The following is a 20,747-nucleotide window of genomic DNA, read 5'->3' on the forward strand; positions in this document are numbered from 1 at the left end:
AAAAGCCGGATGAAAACTAATTTTACGTTACAAGCGATCGCACTGGTTTTATTTAATTACCCTCTCTCGAAATATTGAGCCAATAAAATTTAAAAAGTTCTAGTATTATTGGAAGAGAAATCAGTCAGTAATTGAATTTTTTTGTTACCTCAAATTTCGTGCGATCGCTGGTAGGTTGATTTTAAAAGAATTTCGTCAACTGTCGGAATATTTAACTCAACAGATAAGTATAATGTTACTTATGAACATAAGTTTTCAATTTATGATAAAGTATGCATAGAAGATTAAATTCGGCTGTGTAGTTTGTTTTTATATATACTTGTATTACAGACCTCTCCGCATCTAAATCTCTACACCCTCTGATTCTGGAGACATTATATGTCAATTTACGTCGGTAATCTATCTTACGAGGTTAAAGAAGATGACCTCCGGCACGTCTTTGCAGAATACGGAACGGTAAAAAATGTTCAATTGCCTATCGACCGAGAAACAGGTCGAATGAGAGGTTTCGGCTTTGTAGAAATGGAATCAGACGCACAAGAAACAGCAGCAATTGAAGCCCTTGATAATGCTGAGTGGATGGGTCGGAGCTTAAAAGTTAATAAAGCTAAACCCAAAACTGATGGAGGTTCCTCTCGTCGCTATTAAGGTCTAAAAGTAAGAGTTTAACTCTAAGGTCTTGAGGGCAGATAAAGCGTCTGCCTTTTTTGCTTTGATTGACTAGCGTAAGAGAAGTTTCTGCAATTGATTATAAATTTCTTTTATGAAGTTATGCTAACGCATAGCTTACCGTAGGTATCGTTTTTTTTACAGGTGTAGCAACCATGAACCCAGAAGCTAAACATATTGTTAGCGAACTAAGGCATAAGTTCTACTGTAACTTTGCTGCTACTATGAATATGCCGGTGAGCATAACTGGTACATCTTATAGTAGTAATTCACCGATCGCATCTTGGATGGATCGTAGGGAAAGACTGAACTATGTAAATGTATATGCTTATACAGCACCTGATGAATTTGTCCCCTTCCGCCCATTCATTCTTCGACTGGCTATAAATAAGAGTGCTGGGAGAGTGGCGACATTCAGAAAAGGACAAGTCTGCCGAGGTCTTAATTTAGTGTGGGATTTCGAGTTAACTGTACTACCAAAAGAAATTTTAGACTTTCTTCCCTGGATAGTTAACTTAGTTGAGGCTCATGATAAAGGTTCCTCCTTATTACTACAATCACCACCTCATTCGTTTGAATTCAAAGTGCCAGAGGTTGGGTTATTAAATAATGCCTGGACTCAGAAAGCTTGGCTTCTTGCAAATTCGACAATATCCTAATGGTTGGTGCTAATCGCTCTTTTAGTAACCGACTAAAAATATATGTGCTTGGGCTTTGTTTGCCCAATAATTAAAGTAGCGAGACTACTTTGGAGAATGTCCCCAATTTTTGTAACCTTTTAAACCAAAATAGTTAACGATGCACGAGTGCTAGAAGGTTCTCTTCATTTGCCTGCGATACTACTCGCGCATTAATACCTGCCATATACCTGATAATTAATAAGGCAATCTACAGAGAGCAAAGATGCAGACTCTCCAAAAACTCTCCCTTCCAAGTATGGGCTGCGGGACTTGGGCCTGGGGCAACCAACTGCTTTGGGGATATGACGAAAGTATGGATGACCAGTTGCAAGCGGTGTTTAACCTTTGCATAAACAACGGTGTGACTTTATTTGATACGGGTGATTCTTACGGAACTGGGAGACTGAATGGTCGAAGTGAGTTACTTCTGGGACGATTCAACCGAGAATATGTAGGTTCAAACAAAGAAAATATTTGTATTGCGACTAAACTTGCTGCTTACCCGTGGAGATGGACACGCAACTCAATGGTAAGGGCTTGCAAGTCATCTGCCCAACGCCTAGGAAAAAACGTCGATTTGGTACAAATGCACTGGTCAACAGCAAATTATGCTCCTTGGCAAGAAGGAGGGCTGTTAGATGGTCTTGCCGATTTGTATGAGCAAGGACTAGTCAAGGGAGTGGGATTATCGAATTATGGGCCTAAACGGCTCAAACAAGTGCAGAAAAAGTTTGCTGAACGAGGTATTCCTATTACTACTCTACAAGTTCAGTACTCTTTGTTGTCTACATATCCTGTCACCCAATTGGGGCTTAAAGACCTTTGTGATGAATTGGGAATTAAACTGATTGCCTACAGCCCTCTAGCTTTAGGACTACTTACAGGAAAATATTCTGAGCAAGGCCCTTTGCCCAAAGGCATCCGCGGTTTGTTATTTAGACAGATATTAGCAGGAATGGGTAGACACGGAGTGGCTTCTGCGGGCAAATCACTTTTGCTATGTTTGCAAGAGGTAGCACAGTTCAGAAACAAAACCATGTCACAGGTAGCAATTAATTGGTGCATCTGTAAAGGAACCATTCCCATCCCTGGAGCAAAGAGCGTGGAACAGGCGAGGGAGAATATTGGTGCGTTAGGTTGGCAATTAAATGTCAGTGAAATTGCAGAATTGGATAGGGCTGCGGCAAACACAGACAAAAAAATGGTACAAAATATCTTTCAAACTAAGTAGAACGGCGTAATATGAATCATTGCAAAACCTGCTTTACTGAAGTGATTTTAAATTTTTAATTGGAACAAAGCGACCATGACTGCTGCTGTCTTTCTAGAAAACGTCTACAAGTTTTATAACAATGTACCTGTAGTTAATGACCTGTCATTCAAAATTGAAGCGGGGGAGATATTTGCTCTACTTGGCCCGAACGGTGCGGGTAAATCAACCACAATTCGGATGCTGACTACACTTACGAAACCGTCCCAAGGACGGATAGAAGTCGGTGGATATGATGTAACGAGCCAAGCAATGCTAGCAAAACAAAGTATTGGTGTAGTCTTGCAGCAAATCAGTGTGGATAACGATTTAAGCGTTTGGGAAAATATGGAACTGCATGGGAGACTACATCACATTAGCAACCCGCAGCGACAAAAACTGATTAATCAATGGCTAGAGTATGTTGAGCTAGCAGAAAAACGTGATGATTTGGTAAAAACCCTGTCTGGGGGGATGAAACGACGGTTGCAGATTGCGAGAGCTTTATTGCATCAACCGCAAATTTTGTTTTTGGATGAACCAACCGTCGGACTAGACCCCCAAACCAGGCGACGACTCTGGGAAATTATTCGAGATTTAAATAAACAAGGGATGACGATGCTACTGACGACCCATTATATGGATGAGGTCGAATTTTTGTGCGATGCTTTTGGCTCTACTAAGCCAGGACGCATCGGTATTATGGATGGCGGTAGGCTGATTTCTTTGGGAACTTTACAACAGCTCCGTTCTGTTCACGGTGAAGGTTTGGTGATGAAGCAATTGGGTTTGTCTGAAGTGGGGAATGATAGTGCGCGTAGTTGGGAATATTTGTTTTTCCCATCTTTAGAATCCGCGAATATCTACTTGAATGAACAGCCCGATAAAACCGGAATGATGGTGCGTCCCTCTAACCTGGAAGATATTTTTGTGGAATTAACGGGACGCAAGTTAGATTAACCTCATCCTCCTAACTGTCGCAGCATGGCTTCTACTCTGTCTACTCCTGCTGAGTCATTGCGCCGCTTGTACAAGTCGCGGGCTTTTTGAAGCGAGCTGTTGGCTTGTTTGGCTTGTCGTCGTTGTTTATACATTGAACCCATCAACTCATAAGTTTGGGCATTGTTCTTATCCAAGTCGATTGCTTGTTCGTATGCCCAGGTAGCAGCACTATAGTCTCCCATCCGCGATTGGGTAACAGCCAATCCTAAGTAGGCGTTAACGTTGTTACGGTTCAGCTGTATGGCTCGACGGTAGCCTTCCTTTGCCCCAGGTGTGTCTCCCAAATTGGCTTTGATGTAGCCCACAGCGTAGTAAAAATCACTATTGTTAGGGTTGATGGCGATCGCCCGACGATAAGATGTTAGTGCTGCCTGGTAATTTCCCTGTTGAGCGTATAAGTAGCCAATACCTGAATGAATTTTAGCATTTTTGGGATCTAGACTAGCTGCTTGCTGATAAACTGCGATCGCACCACCATAATCGCCACTATCCACTAATCTCCGTCCCTCTTCTAGTAGTTGCTTTAATTGTGGGTTTTTAGCTTGCGCCACTAATACCTGAGCCTGAGCCACTGAAGGTATAGTGAAGGCAAAACATCCTAGTAACACTAGGCTAAACACAAATGATGTTGGCTTGTACACAGTAAATTTCCTGAAATTTTAGAGGACTTTTTTCTTGTACATTAAAACAAAAATCTGGACTTTTGAAAACTGTATTTCTTCGTATTGATTAAGATGTGAATAGTTCATCTCATCTTTCCTTTACAATCAGCATTACACCACAGAATTTTTACTGAATAATCAAGTGTAAGATGTCAAGTTCAGATGAAGTTACTTTACATATAAATCGGTAAAATAAAAAAGAACACGCTTGGGATCAGTATATATACGTGTCATCTCTAAAAACTATATGTATCTAACTTAATCCCAGAGAGATAATACTCCACTATGAGAGGCTTTCTTTAACATTGATTCCTGTTTGTTATTTGATTTAATAATTCGTTGACCCTATATTCAATTTTTCTCACATTTTAATCATTGATAATACCTTTTAGGAAACTGCCTTCCAGACGTTTACATCCTAATTTTGGTCATTACACGGTAAGATAAAATTAACAAGCGAAATGCCCCTTCAAATCCTAGCCTTTAGTTATGACAATACTATAAATGAGAGCGCATCTGCGATCGGAATCTACAATTGTGTAAGAAGATGTTGATGAGCCTGTATCAACACACACTATTCTTCTACATATATTTTGATAATAAATATCAAATCTCAACCTAATATGCCATCTAGGAGACTAATTTATGATAATAACTACAACTGATGTGATTCAAGGAGCCGTGATTGAGTCATATTTAGGTATTGTGACAGCAGAAGTAGTCTACGGCAGCAATTTCTTGCGGGACTTTTTAGCTGGTATTCGGGATATTATTGGTGGACGTACTGCCAGCTATGAGCGTCTATTTGAGCAGGGTCAACGCAAGGCACTAGAAGAATTAGAACAGCGAGCGCAACGTTTAGGAGCGAATGCAGTAATCGGGATTGAAATTGATACTGGCACAATCAATCTTGACCAGTCAGGAGTTCTTTTGCTGATTACTGCCACAGGCACTGCTGTGAGGATGCGTTAATTTTTGATTATCTTTACTTTTGACAATTGTTACAAAGGTTACAAACTTTTGTCTTGAGTTTAATTGTATACACAATTAAAGCTTTCTTTCATATAAGTTGATAATTATATTATATATAATTTCAAAATTTTTATGTTGAGAATGTCTAAATAATTATTTAGACATTCGTATTGAAGAAGAACGTAATTTTGCTTTTTACTTTTTTGGGAATACCACATTCTTTAACAAGTGAATGTTAGCTTCCTCTAGTTATTACCACTCAGAGAAGGGGATTAGGAGGTTATATTTTCTACATAAATATACCTCACTGAATAAAAAATGGCTTAGGAATGAGTCACCGATGTCTTTGCTTTAGCCACCAAGCTGACTGATGAATTATGAATTGTGTTGACTAGCTTTTAGTTCGGGGAAAGTCAACGTCCAATTCTTATTATTATTGATCTCAAAGTACAAACCTTGGAAAATAAGCCGGAGAGCGATTCGAGTTCTAATAAATTTTCTTACCAGATAAGTTCCTGGTTCAGCAAAGATATCATTAAAGCTTTTTTGATAACCAAATTGTTTTGAACAGTAATTACCAGCACCTTCAACTGTTAATACAAAAAACTCGGCTTGTTTGTATTCATCAGGAATCATAAAGATTCCATATATATGATGACGACCACGCCACGGCTGAATAATAACCTTAGTCGCATGTACCTGGAATTTCGTAGTTTTTGATGCTAAAAAAGCCTTGGGATTACAATCAGAATCATTAACAGGCCACCAAACTGTAGTAATAATCACAGAGAATAGTAAAATTAAAAAATAGCGGAGTCTGCGATGCATAAAGCCAATAAAATTTGTTGATGCGGTCGGTAGAATTTGATGAGTAATGATAGTCAAGCTACAGTAGTAAGACTATCTACCTACAACACCTTCTAATGGCAAGGACAAAACATTAAGCAGGCGATTATTTTTTTTGTAAAAAAAATGCAGATTGTATATGCGATCGCTTGCTGTGTTTTAAAGCTTCTTTACAGTATTAAACCTAGCTGAGAAACAACCAGGCTTTTGTGGCTATTAACACTGATTTATGCTCAATTTTTTTGCTGTAATTAATTCTACAATTTGTTGATTTTATTATGCTTTTGATGAGCAAATAGAAATGGTATAGGACGGGGCGATCGCTATCAATTTCAAGCTGCTTTTATCTCTAGCCAATCAATGGGGTAGTCAAATACACAAATATCCGTTATATTCCCGTAAGTAACACTTGGTATAAATATTTATGGTAAGAAGTTGGGAAGGTCTTAAGACAGTTGCAGGTTTTTTGGGTGCGTTGGGTAAAACCCTTGCCGTAGGAATCGCCCTTACACAGTTCGGGGCAAATACTTCGGCAATTGCGGCTGATACCGTTGTTGTGCGTTTAGGTTTATTTACAGAATCCATTTCCCTGGCTGAGTTGCAAAAGGCTGCAAAAACTGGGGAATTACCTGAGAGTTTACAGCCTTTTGCTAAAGGATTACCTGAACAACAACGCCGCTTCTTGTTGGGGGCATTGGGCATGAATATACCGATGAATGTTGTCACCATTGATAAGTTAGCTAATACCCAGATTGGCACAAGTATTCTCAGTGACTTCGCTACAGCCTTAGCCCGAAAGGACAAAGCGGGAGTTCAAGCACTAAGAGCAGGATTGGTATTAGGCTCTACTGCACCGCAGGGTCTTTCTATACTAAGTTTTATCGCCGCTTATCCTAGTAGACGCTTAGAAATTGATTTGCCCCAGGCTTTTATAGTTGCAGGGAATTTGAATACAGCTTTTTGGCGCACGCAGCAATTTATGCTAACCATCGCTCCCCAAATCGACCCCAAAACACCGCAAATTCCTTTCACTTTTGATCCCAGCCAACCAGGAAACTCTGAAGTAAAAATACTCAACTTAAGCCTGAATGACCAAAAGCGCGACCGTAAAATTCCAGTTGATATTTACTGGTCAACTGCTGCAACTCCCGACAAACCCATAATTGTTTTTTCTCACGGCTTTGCGTCAGGCCGCACGGACTTGCGTTACCTAGCAGAACATTTAGCATCCCACGGTTATGTAGTCGCAGCTTTAGAACATCCCGGTAGTAATGGGGAAAATATTAACTTAGCATTACAAGGCAAAACCAGAGTTATGAAACCTCAAGAGTTTTTGTATCGCCCTCAAGATATTAGTTTTGTTCTTGATGAATTAGAAAAGCTCAACCAAACAGCTAATAATCCACTGCAAGGAAAACTTGCAACCAATAAAGCGATGGTTGTTGGTTATTCTTTTGGTGGTGCTACAGCTTTAGCACTTGCTGGAGCCGAATTACAACTAGAACATCTGAAACAACGCTGCAAAAAGAACTTGACTATTTTGAGTCTGGGAGAAAATATACAGTGTATTGCTCAAGAACTACCAGAAAATAGCTATCAACTACGAGATCCCAGAATCAAACAGGCGATCGCTCTCAATCCTACAACTTCTCTGATGTTTGGCGAAACTGGGTTAACTAAGATACAAGTTCCTACCCTAGTATTAGCAGGTTCCGCCGATAAAACGGCCCCAGCTTTAACTGAACAGATTGTGGGATTTGACAAAATCCCATCCCCAAAATGGCTCGTTGGTATAGTTGGGGGTACTCATCTAAGTATAAAAGACCCTAGTACTACTTTGGATCAGGTAGGACAACTAAATACACCGATTAGTGGCGGTGAAGTTGTGGGTGAAAAAGCAGCAGATGTTCGCAAGTACGTTAAAGCTATAGTTTTAGCCTTTGCTGCACAGATGACTCCAGAAGCCAAAAACTACGCTGTCTTTCTGACACCAGATTATGCTCAGTTTGCTTCAACTCCTGCATTTCCATTTCGCCTAATTACACAGATTCCTCCTGATGATATGGCAGTGGTGAAAGAATTTGTTAATAAATAAGAGACTTCCAATTAAAAATTTTTACGCCAACTTGCTTAAGTAACATACAGATAGGATACAGGGATCATAGTTAATTTTTGAAATACACGTAGGGGAGCCAGTCGTGTGGGCGGGTTTCCCTACATATACTTAGATTTTTTCAAAAATCAAATCGGATTCCTATAGCCCTTTCAAGGTGTTCAAAGAAAATACCTTGTTTCAGTGCTATTACCCTAAGTTATCCGCTCAGATTTTGGGCTTTTTGAAGGTTGAAATCATTAATCTTCGTTCCAAATTTTACCACCTTGAAAGGGCTACAGCTAGGATTTATATCTTGACAAAGAAGACCAGATATGTATGACTTAAAAAACCACGCTTGTCGTAGGGATAATTCATTTAGACTGAATTTTTGATATCTTACTTAAGTGAAATTATACGAACTTGATACTAAACCTATGGTTGCTGTTGAATCAATACTAAATTTTTACAGTATAAATAACTATTGAGACAGAAACTTTATAATATATTTGTTAAAAATAATAGAAGCTTGAGGGTGTAAAAAAGTAGGACTGTCTGCTGGATAATACATGTGTATTCTAGCTAAAATGCCAGAAATAAATGAACACAAGTTGCTTGTTGCAAAAATATGTTTGTATATTGATTGGCTTAAGATTCTTTAGACTCACAAAAAGGCTTGAGCCTTTTTATCTGCTAAGTAGGTCGGCGCAATTAAAGCTAACTGGCATTCGCATAGCGGCGACCACAGGAGAAAGCTGTCATCTGTCCTTAGTCATTGGCATTAGTAAAGGCTTTAAGTCTGTTTACGTTTCGCAACATACTTGAGGTTTTTCACGCCAACTTACTTATAAATGACAAAGCAGAAATTACAAAATCCAGACGTATTTGTTTACTTAACTAATAATTAGTTTTAAACACATAAAATTGGATAACTATTTTTGACTTTTAAATCAACAGCTTATTCAATTTTATACAAGCTCATGCAACTCTATACAACTCTTGAAATCGAACAACTTAAACAACACGAAGACTTTCCTTACTTACTTGAAATTACGGAGTGGGTGAAAAACTTTTTAGGAAGACCTCATCCTAACTTAGGAAGACCCGGCGCAGTTTGTCCTTTTGTACCTTACTCTCTAAAGTCAAACAGTATTCGTCTAGCAGTTATTCGCACAAAAGATTTGTATCCAGAACAATTAGCAGAGGTTGTTGGACACTACCGAAATATATTTCTTGGGATGGAAGTTAAAGAGCAAGAATTAGCAATTAATAAAGCTTTTTTAATTATCTTTCCTGACATTGATGAAGGAGCCTATCAAGTAATAGATAATGTCCAGCAAAAACTTAAACCTTTGTTTGTTGAATCAGGACTAATGATCGGAGAGTTTCATAAACGCAATGAAAGTCCTGGTCTGCATAACCCAAATTTTCGTCCACTTCGTAGCCCGATCCCCTTATTGGCTATCCGGTTTATGGTTGAGGCTGACCTCCCCTTTCTTCTGAGTCAGACCGATCCACACTTACGTATTAGGTATCTGGAAGCTTATTTAAAGAATTTTGGTCATAAATTTACAGATGAAACAAAGTTTAAAAATGCGGTTCTTGCGTTAGCTTTAGCAAGAGAAGCACTTACAGCTATTGTCAGATAATATCATGTCCGGCAAATCACCCATAAGAAAATAACCTCCCCGTAAGCGGGGAGGGGATACAAAGCATAGCTTTGGCGGGGTGGGGTTCTTCGGGTCTAAGAAGCAATCAAGCGGACATGATATTAATGGTTATCAGCTAGCGAGATACAGCTTGTTTTTTAAATATTTTTGTACTTTTGATTTTTCATCTCCACATATAAAGATTGTGTATCAATAAGGATCAAAAAAATATAAGTATTTTAACGATCGCTCTTTCAAGAATAACTTTTTGGTTTACCGATCAACGGTTAATTCTCAAGCATGAACTAAATAAAAAAGCGCTCTCCCAAATTGGGAAGGCACTTTTTTGTTATTTGAGTGTGCGGTAGTGTAAAAACAATTCACTTCCAACCTGACGAGTTTCGACAAGTTGCAGATGAGGAGCAACCTTGGGAACAAAACCCTCCCCCTCTACTGGACTAGGGGCATCTTTTCCTCCAAAAATGACAGGCCAAATTGTCAACCACCAGTCGTCAATTTTCCCAGCCTTTACTAGAGCAGCTGTTAAAGAGCCGCCTCCCAAAACTACAACCTTATGAATACCCCGCTCTGCAATCAAGCTGTAGGCCCGATCCCAGTCCAGGTCTGTATCTCCCAAATCAATTAATTCAGCCAGTTTTTGCAAGGTTGTTGCATCAGAATTGCGCTCTAAACCAGTTCGTGTTGTAAATATCCATCGCTTAATGTCTTGACTCCAAAAAGGCAAGTCCAGCGAGAGATCAAGGGAACCTGAGACAACGCAGGTAATGGGCTGGGGAGACTGATTCCGAACCTCACGTGCTGCCAACAGTTCGGGATTGCTAATTTTAAAGCTTACCCCTTCAGTCCGAATTGTCCCTGCTCCTACCAGGATTAGATCGGCAAGTGAGACTTGAGACTCCAAATGTGCTAGATCAACTGCATCGAAATCACGGGGTGCATGAGGATCTACGGCGCTGATCTTTCCATCCGCCGTCATTCCAAGAACTACAGTCGTTTGAATAGCTGACATGATTGCGTTCTGATGGTTCTTTATGATTTTACCCTTTTGAATCCTTGGCATGAATACTTGTTACATTGTGCTTTAAATCACTTTTCAAGCTATAGCTCAAGGTGCTAAAAGGATTGTTGTTGGATTATTGCCTCTACGCAAGAGTCTAGCAAGAGTCAATTTTTTCCACTTAAGAGACTGTCATGCCTAAACACATATCTGCAATTGTAGTTGTCTTAATTTTAATTTTTGGGTTGGCATCTCCTGCTCAAGCTGCAACTCCTCGTTCAAGTTGGGTGGAAAATGAAATTTACCAATACAACCATCCCTTTGCTTCTCAATTGCCTCAAGAACTGGCAACGAAGATGCAAAAGATGAAAGCTAGCCCCTTCGCCTTTTATCGGGGAACAGATCATATTTTTTATCGTGATATTCAGGCTTTGCCAAACTCAGGTTTTGTAAATTCTTCAACCTCAGCTATCTGGTTAGAAGGAGATATGCATCTGCAAAATCTTGGGGGAATGAGAGATGGCAATGATAACAACGTTTTTGACACCACTGATTTTGATGAAGGCTATCTTGGCCCCTACGTTTGGGACTTGCGACGCATGGCAGTTTCCATTCTGCTAGCAGCTAAAGAGAATGGTCTTAGCTCAAGTGATGCTCAAGATATTGTGCGGAATTTCTTGGATGCTTATCTGAATAAGATGAGCGACTTTAAGGGAACCAATGATGAACTATCATATCGTTTGGAATCCAGCAATACGAACGGTGTGGTCAAAGATTTGATTCAAAATACATCAGGTAAGAGCCGTTCTAGCTTGCTAACTAAATACACTCAGCTAAACAACAGTAACAATCGAGTTTTCCAGACAACCTCGGAACTCCAGCCTGTATCTAGCAGCACCTATTCAGATATTGCTGGAGCTATGAGCAGCTACATTGCTTCAATTTCTAGTAGTAAGCGCTACAACAATAGTTACTACACCCTCAAGGATATTCGGCTCAAATTAGGTTCCGGCACTGGTAGTCTTGGTAAGTACCGATATTACTTGCTGATTGAAGGCCCAAGTTCAGCAACCGACGACGATCGCATTTTGGAGATGAAGCAGGAAGGTAGTAGCGCAGTTGCGATCGCTGTTCCAGGTTTGCTACCAACTTCAGTTTACGGAAACCAAGAAGGGGCGCGGGTAGCAATGGCCATGAAAGCGATGCTCTCCAATACCGATCCCTTGGTTGGCTATACTACGGTCAGTAGCATCCCTTTTATGCTGCATGAAAAATCACCCTACCAAGTGGATTTTGACTATACGTTACTAACTACTAAGTCAAAGTTCATGGATGCGATGGGATATGCAGGGAAGGTTGTTGCGAAGAACCATGCCATCTCTGATAAAGACTACGATGCTGCGATCGTTTCTGTAAGTGTTGACAAAGAAGTTACTGATGTTGTGAGCGGTAACAAGTCTGTATTCAAAGACGAAATCGTTAACTTTGCAGTAGACTATGCAACTCAAGTCGAGTATGACTACACGAGTTTTGTTAATGCTTATAACCAGGGGGTGACATTGTATTAAGATGCAATGCTTGTTGAATGCAGCAGTTCTAAATCATTTGTAAAAATAAACGAACCGCAGAGGCGCAGAGAACGCAGAGAGAGGAATCGGATATTTTCACGACTTATTTAGCTAAAACAGCAGAAGCCCCACACTCCTAAAAGTGAGTGTGGGGAAGCCCGTCTACAGCGCTGGCTCATGACCCATATTCATTATATTTCTTAAGGCAAATACCGCAACCAATGGGATGATAAATAAGTACAAACAAAGCCGAAAATACTGGTTGTACAAGGAACCTAGACAATCTAGAATATGGGTTCCATTCAATAATAGACTTGTGTTGAGCCTTCACGTAGCGTCTCGTTGGCGACGATATAAGCTCTTGTTTGCAAGTTCTAAAAAACCCTGCCTCATATTATAAGAGGTAGGGTTAGTATACTTACTAAGGCTATTTAACTACACATAAATGATATCACTCAAATTGCATAAGCGATCGCCCCGATACAACAATAAAGCCGACAGAATCAAGCCTAATCTGGGGTTGGCGAATTCCTTCGAGGATGGCTGCATTTAAAGCAGTTTCTATCTGCAATTCTTCAGCTAATGCATTATCCCAGCTTTGTTGGTTCAAACGCAGGCGTAATTGTTCGACTCGATTGGCTAATTTATTCTCGGCGACTTTAGCACAACTTTGGCACAATTCAATAAAATCTGGACGATTTGAGAGTAATTCTGAAGAAGTATTCCGCACTTGATAGCAGAAATTTTGCCATTTACTAGGATCAACAAATTCGTCAATAATTCCTAAACGCTCTTTTGCCAGATTGTAATCTCGTCCTTGACTATTGTTTTTATCTTTATATGGACGTTGCAGAATACTTAAAAGAGCTTTGTCTTCAACAACCTTTATTGGCTCTTTGCGACCATTAACATAGATAGTTTCTATAATTGGCGCAAATAGAGCATCAACACGTCGCTGCAAGTGTTTGAATTGAGAACTATCTAGTTTGTTATCTAGTAAAACTTGTTTGGCAATTCTTAAATTTGCCTCCACTACATAATTGCACTGAAAACCGAACCACTCTTTCCCTTCTTTAGCATCCCAAGACGCATCAGTGCGCCACAGAGCAAAGGCTTCACCTCTATCATCCCAGTTAATGTAGTTCCAGAGTGCTTCGACAAATCCTTCCCCAACTCGAAAGAGTTTAATGCCAGGACTCTGGTTTGCCACTCTGCGATTATAAGTACCAAATTTGTCTAGGTTACTATCAGCAAAACGGTTTTTTAAATCATTTATGGGAACCAATGTCCGCGTTGAGGGTTGATAACGTCGCATATCTGATGAGTCAGGGTTATTGAGTCCTCGGAATCCCAGCGCCTCACAAATCCAGCCTTCAATTGCCCGTTTCATTTCTAGATGACAAGCATCGTAATTATCTAGCTCTTGAAAATACTCGGTGGCAATTTCGTCGTTAGCGTCAATTTCATCTAGAGCATTTTGTTCGCTAATTTTGGCAATTTCGTTTTCAATTTGCTCTTGAATTAGTGGAATAATCTCTAACAATCCAGCAGCACCAGATTTAAACAAAGCTATTTCTAATTCTGCAAGTTTATCATCCACATAAAACTGCAAACTGGCAATTGATTGTTGGAAAATACCAAAGCCATCTTTTAATACTTGATACCAAGCATTGTGGGGGCTATCTTCCAAATAAGGGCCAATCAAAACACAAGATTGGACTCCAATTTTGCTACCAATGCGGTCAAGTCTACCAAGTCTTTGCTCTAATTGATTCGGCGACCAAGGAAGGTCAAAATGAATTAACCAATCGGCAAATTGGAGGTTAAGTCCTTCTTCTCCAGAGCGATCGCATACTAGAATAAAGCAGTTTGGGTTATTCCTGAATTTACTTAACCCTTCCTCAACTTTGTCTGGTGATTCTCCAAATTGATGTTTGGCTATTGTCTCTGCACCAAAGGTATCAGATAAATACCGGACTATTTCGCCACAAGTCTGCCCAAAGCTGGTAAAGACAATAAATTTGGGCAGAATATCGCCAGAAATTGGTCTCTTGATTCTCTGCTGTATCCTCGTGATGAATTCTTTTTGATTCTTCCGAACGTTTGCAGGAATTTTAAAGTATGTACCTAGCTGATTCAGCACTACTGTTTTCAAAGTTTCCGTCCGTCCTCCGTCCTCTTGGGGTTGAAGAATAATTTTAAGGAAGGATTGCAGAATCTCTTCTTCCCCTGAAAATTTGGGGGTTGTAGTTAATAGGCGAATATCATCTTCTTTAAACTCCTGGATGAGTTTAGCATGAGGCTTACCAGTTAACCGAGCGGTAATTACCTGCTCTAAAATCCCTAACCAAGTCCCAGCAGCTAAGAATAACACCAGAAAAATTCGCTGATATGGCTTTTCATCAGGAGCAACACTCCGCCATTGATTGAGGAGTTCGTGGATATCAGGCGATCGCTCGTCTAAATCATACTCTTCTTTCGGCGTAAAGTTGCGGTCAAATATCACATCTTCTACCGCCGCGCGACGGTTGCGAAGCATTCGGCGGTGTAGTCGATAGATATCACTAACGTGGGTGCGAATCGCTTGAACGATTTGATCTTGCTCGGTAGAATTGGCTTTTAAACAATTTTCTAAATCATCCGCCAGCTTCAATAAATACTCATCCTCAGCTAAGAGGGTTCGTAGTTGCTGCAAGTTGCTTTTGAGTACAGCAGGTTCTGCACCTTCTTTAAAAGAAAGCAGAAGTCTACCGATTTCCTGACGGCTTTCAACTTTGGCGCGGAAACCTGCTAAATCACCAATTTTATAGGTTGTTGGGTCGAGCAAGTGCAACATTGCCAGAAAATCTTGCTCGTGATTGAGAACAGGAGTAGCAGATAATAAAAGTAAGCGATCGCTCTTATGAGCAAGTTCTTTGCAAGTCTGAAAACGCTGGCGTACTGTCGCATCCTTTGAGGTTGCCATTGCTGCGATATGATGAGCTTCATCTAAAATTAAGCAGCCTATCCTCGCTTTCAGGTTGATTTTATGGATATCTTCAACCGCCAGCACCGCTACCCGTTTGCCAAAATGGGAGATGTAGAACTTGTTTTCTAACTCAGTTCGCCATTGTTTGAGCAAATATTGTGGAACTAATACCACCGCTCCTCTTTTTGGCTCATCTAAGAGGAATTGACGCAGAATCGCACCCGCTTCGATGGTTTTTCCGAGTCCCACCTCGTCTGCCAACAAGTAACGCTGAATTGGGTCTTCCAGTACCCGCCTAACTACTTCAACTTGGTGAGGATAAAGATTAATATTTGCCGAAATCAATCCCGTCATCCCGCGACTGACAGCGCGTTGCTTAATCAAGGATTTGACGAAAGCCAATCTTTTATCGTGGAAGTAAGGCGTTTCGTGACCCTTCATCGCTAGAGTTTCGATGGGGTCTGTGTTTGGCAGATTACAACGAACGTAAATATCTTCTTCAGTAGCGATCGCAGTTTTCTTATCTGGTAAATCAATTTGATACATTTCTGTATCTTCATCCCAAATGAAAACTCTCCCAACTATCCATTTATCCTGAGTTTGGTACTTAATATAGCATCGAGCCTGGGGTTCAAGCCTGACCTCAGATAGCGAACTTAAAGGTAAAGTTTTTTGAAGACGTTGCCCTATTGAGCAGAAATATTCAACATTTGCATTGGCATCAGAGATTTCCGTAATTTTTCCGATACCCAAAGAGTTATTCTGGGACTGTACCAATAAACCGAGCTTAATCATAGATCCAGTCCCCTGAACACACTAAAAGAACTTTCCAGACTAGTTTGTTCACCTAAATATCTGGAAATTTTGTCGATCAACATTATAGATAATAAACTGGCATTACAGTTTTTATTATGGCGATGTCTACGAGACGCTAAAAGCGAACGAATACTCGCTAACGCCGATAGAATTAAGATCGTGTACCTTTATTGACTATGAAGAAAATCCGAGACAACACAATTAAGTTAAATCAATATTTAAAGTTGATGGGCATAGTGCCAACTGGAGGACAAGCCAAGCTGATGATTCAAGGTGGTGATGTCCAAGTAAACGGGATGCTGGAAACCCGACGAGGGCGGCGACTAGTACCGGGTGATAAAGTGACAATAGAAGGAAAAACTTTAGAGGTGAATTTGGATAACAATGAAGACCAACACCTAGTGATAGATTTTCCTGAACAAACTGAGTAAAGGATTTTTATCCCAAATTGAAAAGTTTCTCTTTTGCCTTCTGAGTAATGCTACAAATTTCCAATAAAGTTACCATCCCACAGAGTGAGATTGAAATTAGTGCGATTCGCTCCCAAGGAGCAGGAGGCCAAAATGTCAATAAGGTTTCAACTGCGATTCACTTGCGCTTCAATATTGTTGCTTCATCATTACCGGATTATTATAAAGAACAGCTTTTAAAGCTGAACGATCGACGCATCAATCAGGATGGAGTTGTTGTAATTAAAGCACAAGAACACCGAAGCCAAGAAAACAATCGGGAGTCAGCTTTGAAACGACTTCAAGAACTGATTCAAAGCGCAGTTGTCGTAACGATAAAACGCAAACCCACCAAACCAACTCGCAGTTCTCAAAGAAAGCGCCTTGACTACAAAACTAAACACGGACAGGTTAAGTCTAATAGAGGGGAAGTGACAGATTATTGATTTATCAATTAGACTTTTGCACTCAATTTTGTTGCAAAATCTTACCAGAGAATTAAGACTAATTCCTTCTATTGACTGTGGTAAAGTTCATGGCTTAGTTGGTTAGCTTGAGAGTAGCAATTATTAAAGGTGAAAAAGATGAATAAGACATTACTAACGATTTTGATGCTTGCGCTCTTACTCTTATTCATCATTTCTCCCTTTGCTGCCCTCGCTAGTTTAATGCTGATAGTGGTAGTTGCAGCATTTTTCTCTTTACTAGGGAACTTGTTCCAAGTAATAATTGGTGGTGACACCAACACAAAAGGGTCATGAAGTATAAAGCTATGGGTTTTGAGGCAATTTAGAGGGTAATTGACTCAGGGGTGTAGCTAAACCGTCAATACTGACAAGATTTTTCTTCTGTTGATATTCTCTAACTCCCTCTTCACCTTTTTTGCTAGCCCAGTTTACTAAAGTCTGGCGCTCACCTTGATATTCATAGAGTGGTACGCCAAAACCACAGGAAGTCTGTATTTTTTCAATGTCGGCGACGATAATTTGACGAGTTCCAGGCATCGGCACAAACAAAGAATATAGAGAGTCCCAATCTGGAGAACTCGGTAAAATGGTGTTTCCTTGACCGTAAAGACGGAGGATACACGCAGGTTCTTCAAAGGCGCAAAACATGAAGGTTATCCGCCCATTTTCTTGCAAATGGGCTGAGGTTTCGTTACCACTGCCTGTAAGGTCTAAATAACCTACTCGGCTGGGAGAGAGGACGCGAAAGCATCCTAAACCTTTAGGAGATAGGTTAACATGACCCGTAGGACTCAAGGGTGCAGAGCCAACAAAGAAAAGATGTTGGGCTGCAATAAACTCTTGCTGTTCGTCAGTAATACAGTCAAAAACTTTAGCCATAGACTGTCTGATTTATATTTGTAAATTCCCCATCTTCTCAGCCTATGTCTTAGCTAAATATCTAGCGAGAGCCAATTGCTCAGTCTAAAGAAGTGGGGAGTTGGGAAAAATATTACTATCTCATATACCGACTTGCCATTTGGATGGCATCAGCGATATCAACATCACCATCGCCGTCAGCATCCAGAAAGGAATTTAGTACAGGATTACCACCAGCTTGGGGATTTTGAGCATTTGCGCCTGATTGTAAGAAATTCAGCACTAAAGGTACTGCTAAAGGTAGCAATTGTTGAACTATACCAGCATCCAATCCGGTGCGCTGGGCAGCAACCTCAGCTACTTGCTGTTGTATTTCAGGAGAAAACAGCGAATCGACTGCTTGGGGATTAGCTGAAGTTCCAGCATATTGATTCACTAAACTTTGTGCGGCTTCATTTCCGTCTGTAGCTTGCTTGTCTTGTAAAGCAGAACGCACTTGACCACCGACAATTGACAAGACTGATTGAATGGTAGAAGGGTCTGCACCAGTCTGTTGGCTCAACTGTTGTACAGTGTTAATAATTCCTCCCAGTTGCCCTAAGCTGCCCTGTTGATTGGGATTAGCAACGGCCCCAAGAATTTGATCGAAAAGTCCCATAAATTTCTCCCTTTATTCTCAAAAAGCTTGCCAAAACTGGCTTGAAGTATTTGATGTAGGCAAACTTTCGTCAGTCCACTAAAAGATTTAAACACGCAAGCTGATACTTGCTGTTAATTATTATGAAAAAATTAACTTTGGAAAGCTAATAGCTTAAGGATGACAAATCGGTAAAGTGATACTTGTGGTGGGCAAAGCAATGGCAAATTCTGTACCCTACAGTAGTATTATGCTTTCTAAATTCTTGACGATCGCTACTTAGAAAAGGCAAAAACAGGGAACTTCGACCTCGCTTTATTGAGAATAAGCCCTGGTAATTGAGAGATAAAATTCGATCTCACATTTTCCCATTGCTCCCAGATAAGAAGTATCTGTCTACTGAGATATAACAATCTGAACTTGATCTCAAAAAATCCTGAAACTATTAAGATCAGAAGCATCTGCCTACTGAATACCCACTAATCTTTCCCAGCCATGCCTCTGTCGCGCATAGTAACGCTAATTGTTGGTCTGATCGTCATTTTGGGGCTAGCCCTATGGCTAATTGATTCCCTATCGCGCCTCTATTGGCAATTGTCCTATTCGCCGTTGCTTGGCAATTTGCTGCTGTTGCTGCTGATTGTCCTTATCGGAGCCTTGGTTGCCGCTTTTGTCTATTATGTATTGGTAATTCAATCTGGGGAAAAGCGATCGCGTCGCAACCCCAAGCGAGTCACTGCGGCGCAAATTCCTGCGGCTAAATCTGACGCTGCTTCTACAACTCTCCAAGCTGTGCGCCAACAGGTAGCGCAAATTCAAGATGAAGTCACACGTCAAGCTTTATTAAGCCGATCGCGCGAGATTGAAGCGAACTTAGCCCGGGGTGAAATTCAAGTAGTGGTATTTGGTACGGGGAGTGCTGGCAAAACTTCTCTAGTTAATGCAATTATGGGACGCATGGTAGGTCAAGTGGATGCACCGATGGGTACAACCCAGGTTGGAGAAACCTATTGTCTGCGGTTGAAGGGATTAGAACGGAAGATTTTAATTACAGATACACCAGGGATTTTAGAAGCGGGGGTGGCGGGAACGGAACGGGAACAAATGGCGCGAGAACTGGCGACGGAAGCAGATTTACTGTTATTTGTGGTGGATAATGACTTACGACGCTCAGAATATGAGCCGTTGCGGGGATTAGCAGAAATTGGCAAGCGATCGCTTTTGGTGCTTAATAAAACTGATCTATATACAGATGAAGATAAAGAAGCCATCCTTGCAAGATTGCGTCAACGGGTACGGGGATTTATTGCTACTAGTGATGTGGTAGCGATCGCAGCTAATCCTCAATCTGCACAACTAGAAACTGGCGAAACCTACCAGCCAGAACCCGATATTGTCCCTTTACTGCGGCGCACAGCTGCTGTTTTACGCGCCGAAGGTGAAGATTTGGTAGCAGATAACATTCTTTTGCAATCTCTGCGATTGGGAGACGAGGCGCGAAAACTCATCGATAGTCAGCGTCGCCGTCAAGCTGACAAAATCGTAGAACGCTTTCAGTGGATTGGTGCTGGTGTAGTCTCAGTTACGCCCATACCAGTTGTGGATTTATTAGCGACAGCCGCAGTCAACGCTCAAATGGTTGTGGAAATTGGCAGAGTCTACGGCTGTGAATTGAATATGGAACGGGGACGAGAGTTAGCCCTTTCTTTAGCGAAAACTATTGCCAGTTTGGGCATTGTTAAAGGAGCGATTCAGTTATTATCTACAGCGTTGCAACTTAATGTTGCTACCTTTCTGATTGGTAGGGCGATTCAAGGCGTAACAGCAGCTTATTTAACGCGAATTGCTGGTAAAAGTTTTATTGAATATTTTCGTCACGATCAAGACTGGGGCGACGGTGGAATGACGGAAGTTGTGCAGAAACAGTTTCAGATTAATCGCAGAGATGAATTTATTAAAGCTTTTATTCAAGAAGCGATCGCGCGAGTGGTGAAGCCGTTACAAGATAAAACTGAAGTAGTTGAGGAAGATGAAGAAATCAATAATTAAATAATTAAGAATTTAAAAAAATATGCTTACTTGTCTTATATAATCTAATTACTATACACTTTTAAGTGTGCTAGCATATCGACAATAATCAATAGA

Annotated in this window: 18 protein-coding genes; 12 read left to right on the forward strand and 6 right to left on the reverse strand. The window is 40.6% G+C overall.

Annotation, left to right across the window (positions count from 1 at the left end):
* Positions 1 to 378 precede the first annotated feature (378 nt).
* The 4 genes from V7K55_RS08655 to V7K55_RS08670 all read left to right on the forward strand — a co-directional run bounded on the left by V7K55_RS08655 (position 379) and on the right by V7K55_RS08670 (position 3,558).
* Entirely contained in the window at positions 379 to 648 is a 270-nt protein-coding gene (locus V7K55_RS08655; protein ID WP_334830168.1) for an RNA recognition motif domain-containing protein, read from the forward strand.
* A 176-nt stretch (positions 649 to 824) separates the two neighbouring features.
* Positions 825 to 1,328 (forward strand): hypothetical protein, encoded by a 504-nt coding sequence (locus V7K55_RS08660; protein WP_094345855.1) that lies wholly within the window; start codon positions 825 to 827, stop codon positions 1,326 to 1,328.
* A 244-nt stretch (positions 1,329 to 1,572) separates the two neighbouring features.
* Positions 1,573 to 2,580: an aldo/keto reductase gene (locus V7K55_RS08665; RefSeq protein ID WP_334830171.1), complete on the forward strand. Its 1,008-nt coding sequence runs from the start codon at positions 1,573 to 1,575 to the stop codon at positions 2,578 to 2,580.
* Between the two features lie 75 nt (positions 2,581 to 2,655).
* On the forward strand, positions 2,656 to 3,558 hold the full coding sequence (locus V7K55_RS08670) for an ABC transporter ATP-binding protein (RefSeq protein WP_334830173.1): 903 nt from the start codon (positions 2,656 to 2,658) through the stop codon (positions 3,556 to 3,558).
* A 2-nt stretch (positions 3,559 to 3,560) separates the two neighbouring features.
* Here V7K55_RS08670 and V7K55_RS08675 read toward each other — a convergent pair whose 3' ends face one another.
* A complete protein-coding gene (locus tag V7K55_RS08675) occupies positions 3,561 to 4,241 on the reverse strand; it encodes a tetratricopeptide repeat protein (protein WP_334830175.1) in 681 nt (226 codons plus the stop codon).
* A 666-nt stretch (positions 4,242 to 4,907) separates the two neighbouring features.
* Between V7K55_RS08675 and V7K55_RS08680 the strand changes: the two genes are divergently transcribed.
* Positions 4,908 to 5,234, forward strand: coding sequence for a YbjQ family protein (locus tag V7K55_RS08680; protein WP_094327544.1), 327 nt, complete (start codon positions 4,908 to 4,910; stop codon positions 5,232 to 5,234).
* Between the two features lie 375 nt (positions 5,235 to 5,609).
* Here V7K55_RS08680 and V7K55_RS08685 read toward each other — a convergent pair whose 3' ends face one another.
* Positions 5,610 to 6,062: a hypothetical protein gene (locus V7K55_RS08685; protein WP_334830177.1), complete on the reverse strand. Its 453-nt coding sequence runs from the start codon at positions 6,060 to 6,062 to the stop codon at positions 5,610 to 5,612.
* Between the two features lie 442 nt (positions 6,063 to 6,504).
* Here V7K55_RS08685 and V7K55_RS08690 point away from each other — a divergent pair, with 442 nt between their 5' ends.
* Both V7K55_RS08690 and V7K55_RS08695 read left to right on the forward strand, forming a co-directional pair.
* The gene (locus V7K55_RS08690) at positions 6,505 to 8,175 is read left to right on the forward strand and encodes an alpha/beta hydrolase (RefSeq protein WP_334830179.1); all 1,671 of its coding nucleotides are present in this window, start codon (positions 6,505 to 6,507) and stop codon (positions 8,173 to 8,175) included.
* A 977-nt stretch (positions 8,176 to 9,152) separates the two neighbouring features.
* Positions 9,153 to 9,821, forward strand: coding sequence for a DUF6875 domain-containing protein (locus V7K55_RS08695; RefSeq protein ID WP_334830181.1), 669 nt, complete (start codon positions 9,153 to 9,155; stop codon positions 9,819 to 9,821).
* Positions 9,822 to 10,170: 349 nt separating this feature from the next.
* Here the strand turns inward: V7K55_RS08695 and V7K55_RS08700 are convergent, their stop codons facing one another.
* Positions 10,171 to 10,851 (reverse strand): RibD family protein, encoded by a 681-nt coding sequence (locus V7K55_RS08700; RefSeq protein ID WP_334830183.1) that lies wholly within the window; start codon positions 10,849 to 10,851, stop codon positions 10,171 to 10,173.
* A gap of 182 nt (positions 10,852 to 11,033) precedes the next feature.
* Here V7K55_RS08700 and V7K55_RS08705 point away from each other — a divergent pair, with 182 nt between their 5' ends.
* Entirely contained in the window at positions 11,034 to 12,407 is a 1,374-nt protein-coding gene (locus tag V7K55_RS08705; RefSeq protein WP_334830185.1) for a DUF2252 domain-containing protein, read from the forward strand.
* Positions 12,408 to 12,858: 451 nt separating this feature from the next.
* On the opposite strand, the gene dpdE is transcribed toward V7K55_RS08705, so the two are convergent.
* Complete coding sequence (dpdE, locus tag V7K55_RS08710; RefSeq protein WP_334830187.1) at positions 12,859 to 16,170, reverse strand: protein DpdE; 3,312 nt, start codon at positions 16,168 to 16,170, stop codon at positions 12,859 to 12,861.
* Between the two features lie 197 nt (positions 16,171 to 16,367).
* On the opposite strand from dpdE, the gene V7K55_RS08715 reads away from it, so the two are divergent.
* From V7K55_RS08715 to V7K55_RS08725, 3 genes are all read left to right on the forward strand, one after another.
* Positions 16,368 to 16,622 carry an RNA-binding S4 domain-containing protein gene (locus V7K55_RS08715; RefSeq protein WP_094330109.1) on the forward strand — a complete coding sequence of 85 codons (255 nt, stop codon included), beginning with the start codon at positions 16,368 to 16,370 and terminating at the stop codon, positions 16,620 to 16,622.
* 47 nt (positions 16,623 to 16,669) lie between these two features.
* Positions 16,670 to 17,086: an alternative ribosome rescue aminoacyl-tRNA hydrolase ArfB gene (gene arfB, locus V7K55_RS08720; protein ID WP_334830190.1), complete on the forward strand. Its 417-nt coding sequence runs from the start codon at positions 16,670 to 16,672 to the stop codon at positions 17,084 to 17,086.
* Between the two features lie 138 nt (positions 17,087 to 17,224).
* Positions 17,225 to 17,401, forward strand: a complete 177-nt coding sequence (locus V7K55_RS08725) for a hypothetical protein (RefSeq protein ID WP_334830192.1) — start codon at positions 17,225 to 17,227, stop codon at positions 17,399 to 17,401.
* Positions 17,402 to 17,410: 9 nt separating this feature from the next.
* Here the strand turns inward: V7K55_RS08725 and V7K55_RS08730 are convergent, their stop codons facing one another.
* Positions 17,411 to 17,986 (reverse strand): pyridoxamine 5'-phosphate oxidase family protein, encoded by a 576-nt coding sequence (locus V7K55_RS08730; RefSeq protein ID WP_334830194.1) that lies wholly within the window; start codon positions 17,984 to 17,986, stop codon positions 17,411 to 17,413.
* Positions 17,987 to 18,101: 115 nt separating this feature from the next.
* A complete protein-coding gene (locus tag V7K55_RS08735; protein WP_334830196.1) occupies positions 18,102 to 18,623 on the reverse strand; it encodes a DUF937 domain-containing protein in 522 nt (173 codons plus the stop codon).
* Positions 18,624 to 19,097: 474 nt separating this feature from the next.
* On the opposite strand from V7K55_RS08735, the gene V7K55_RS08740 reads away from it, so the two are divergent.
* Positions 19,098 to 20,651, forward strand: coding sequence for a YcjF family protein (locus V7K55_RS08740; protein ID WP_334830198.1), 1,554 nt, complete (start codon positions 19,098 to 19,100; stop codon positions 20,649 to 20,651).
* Positions 20,652 to 20,747: the final 96 nt, after the last annotated feature.

The sequence above is a fragment of the Nostoc sp. genome (genome assembly GCF_036919895.1).
Classification (GTDB): domain Bacteria; phylum Cyanobacteriota; class Cyanobacteriia; order Cyanobacteriales; family Nostocaceae; genus Nostoc.